Here is a 2,851-nt window from a genome sequence, read left to right on the forward strand (position 1 = left end):
GCCTCCGCGGGCGGAAGGGAGATGGTGGAGGCGGTGGCCGAAAAAGGTGGATGCCGCGAGGGGTCTAAGTGACCACCTGGTGTCGTACGGTGTGCTGGGTCACAACGGTGTAGACGGCGTCCGGCGGGTCGAACGACGGCGCCGTCGCCTCGGGGGAACGTCGTGAGCGATCGAAACCACCGTCGCGAGCTGCGGCGATGTGAAACCGGAGCACCGGCACATGATGTGACCTATGGTCGTCCAATCTGATTCGTCGCGGCCGATGCGGCCTCCCTGACCGGGGGGTTACGTACCGGCCAACCCGTCTCATCGTCGTTTCCGGGGTGCAACTGATGACAAGGCAGCCTCGCGCCGAGCTGACTCGCGCCACGATCATCGAAGCTGCTGCATATCTGTTCGATCGCCAGGGCTACGGAGCCGCGAGCCTCAACGACATCGCGGGGCAGGGCAGGGTGACCAAGGGTGCGCTGTACTTCCACTTCGCCTCGAAGGAGGAGCTCGCGCTGGCCGTGATCGAGCGGCAGGACGAGCTCACGCGGAAGGCGAGCGAGAAGCTGCTCGCGATGGACCTCCCGGGGTTCGAGACGGTGGTCCGGATGACCTTCGAGCTCGCGGGCCGGGTGCTGTGGGATCCGGTGACCCGGGCCGGTATGCGCCTGACGCTCGAACGGGCGGTGCCCGGCGGCGCGGCGCGCGAGAGCTACGGGGAGTGGGTCGAGGTGGTCGCAGGGCAACTGGAGCGGGCCGTGGCCGAGTTGGACGTGCGCCCCACCATCGACCCGCGGGCCTGCGCCGGCTTCATCATCAGCGCCGTCACGGGGATCCAGCTGATGAGCCGGGCGGCGCTGCTGGACCGGTCGTTCCCGCAGCGGGTGGCGGAGATGTGGGACGTGATCATCCCGGGGCTGCTGCCGCCGCGGCGCTCCCCGCACTACCTGGAGCTGGTTAGGGCGCTCACGGCGGAGACCGAACTGGTGCGGCGGCCGGGGCCGTCGGCCTACTGACCTCCTGGCCTCCTGACCTCCTGACCTGCTGGCCTGCTGATCGACTGACCGACGAGGGGGCCCGCACCGGGTGTCCGGTGCGGGCCCCCGTGAGGCGCCGGTCGGCGATTCGGGTCAGAGGGCGGCGCTGATCGCCTCGTACTCCTCGTCGGACAGGTCGATCAGGGCGCTGGCCGTGTTCTCCTCCAGGTGCTCGACCGAGGTCGTGCCCGGGATCGGCAGCAGCGCGGGCGAGTGCCGCAGCAGCCAGGCCAGCGCGAGCTGCGGGGCCGTCGCGGAGTGGGACGCCAGCACGGAGGCGAGCCGACCGCCGGGCTGGGCGAGCTCGCCCGAGGCCATCGGGAACCAGGGGATGAAGGCGAGTCCGTGCTGCTCGCAGTAGTGCAGCACGTCCTCGTACTTACGGTCGGCCAGGTTGTAGAGGTTCTGCACCGACACGATCTCGGCGGTCCGGCGGGCGCGCTCGATCTCCTCGACCGTCACCTCGGACAGACCGATGTGGCGGATCTTCCCCTCCTCCTGCAGCTGCTTCAGCGCGCCGATCTGCTCCTCCAGCGGCACGGCCGGGTCTATCCGGTGCAGCTGGAACAGGTCGATGCGCTCCAGGCCGAGGTGGCGCAGGCTCAACTCCGCCTGCTGGCGGAGGTACTCCGGCCGACCGAGCGGCACCCACTCGTACGGGCCGGGGCGGGTCTGACCGGCCTTGGTCGCGATGACCAGGTCGTCTGCGTAGGGGTGGAGAGCCCGACGGATCGTCGTCTCCGAGGTGAAGGGGCCGTAGGCGTCGGCGGTGTCGATGAAGGTCACGCCGAGCTCCACGGCCCGCCGCAGGACCTGTACGGCCTGCTCGGGGTCGGTCGGCTCGCCCCAGATGTTGGGGCCGGCCAGGCGCATCGCGCCGAAACCCAAGCGGTTGACGGTCAGGTCGCCGCCGATCCGGATGGTTCCGGCGGCCTCGGCGGGGCGGGTGGTCGAGTCGGTGGTCGAATCGCTGGTCACGGGAAGCTGTCCTCCGGCTGGTCCTGAGCTGGTCCTGAGCTGGTCCTGAGCTGGTTCTTGCGCTGTGCGTGATCACGAGGCGGGGCCTCCGGGCGCCGTGGCGTCCCCTGGCGGCTCTGCGGGCCTCGGTCGACTGATGAAACGTCAACATACCGTGATCCGTTACCCGGTGGTCCCGATCTTTAGCGCAAGGGTTCGCCAGCCGTTCCAGGCGCCGACCCGCTAGGGGCCTGCCGGTGGATAGGGGGCAGGCGGTGGGCGCCGGGGGTGCCGGACACCCTCACCTGGTCGGTGATGCCCTGGTAGCGACCGAGCGGGGTCTCGGCGGTGAAGACCTCGAGGTCCTGGAACAGATCACCCGCGACACCTCCAAGTGACCCTGTCCTTGTTGAAGGCCTCGTCTCCCCTGCTGTGCAGGCGGCACGGCGGTATTCGTCGAGGGGGCTACTGGGCCGGTTTGTTTCGGGCGCGGAGTAGGAGTACTGTCGACCAGTCGCTCGGCAGGGAGCACCGGACACGCGTTTGCGCGGACGGTCCCGGGGCGGCCAATCCACGAGAAACACCAGGTTCCGCTTCGGACCGGGTCGCCTTGCCATGTGCGGGCGCGGCTCAGTGCTTATTCGGCGTGCTCGTTTATCCGGATTGCGGCTGGATTCGCTTTTCGGAGCGGGGATCGGCTAGAGTTTGAAACGTCGGACGGGGCGTCAAACCCCGGAAGACACCGGCGAGTTGGATGATGAAGCCCCGGAAGCGGAGCGGAAAACATCTGATAAGCTGGAAACACGAAAGAATGAAGCGCCCGGAGGGCCCGCTGGAAGGCGGCTCGAAGGAAGCGTCCGTTCCTTGAG

General features: G+C 68.7%; 2 protein-coding genes. One reads left to right on the plus strand and one right to left on the minus strand.

What is annotated here, in order from left to right; all coding sequences use genetic code 11:
- The first annotated feature begins 332 nt into the window (after positions 1-332).
- Positions 333-1,004 (plus strand): ScbR family autoregulator-binding transcription factor, encoded by a 672-nt coding sequence (locus tag J0670_RS34795; RefSeq protein WP_207816449.1) that lies wholly within the window; start codon positions 333-335, stop codon positions 1,002-1,004.
- Positions 1,005-1,118: 114 nt separating this feature from the next.
- Here J0670_RS34795 and J0670_RS34800 read toward each other — a convergent pair whose 3' ends face one another.
- The gene (locus J0670_RS34800; protein ID WP_307806827.1) at positions 1,119-2,003 is read right to left on the minus strand and encodes an aldo/keto reductase; all 885 of its coding nucleotides are present in this window, start codon (positions 2,001-2,003) and stop codon (positions 1,119-1,121) included.
- Between the last annotated feature and the right edge of the window lie 848 nt (positions 2,004-2,851).

The organism is Streptomyces sp. FH025 (genome assembly GCF_017427025.1).
GTDB lineage: Bacteria > Actinomycetota > Actinomycetes > Streptomycetales > Streptomycetaceae > Kitasatospora.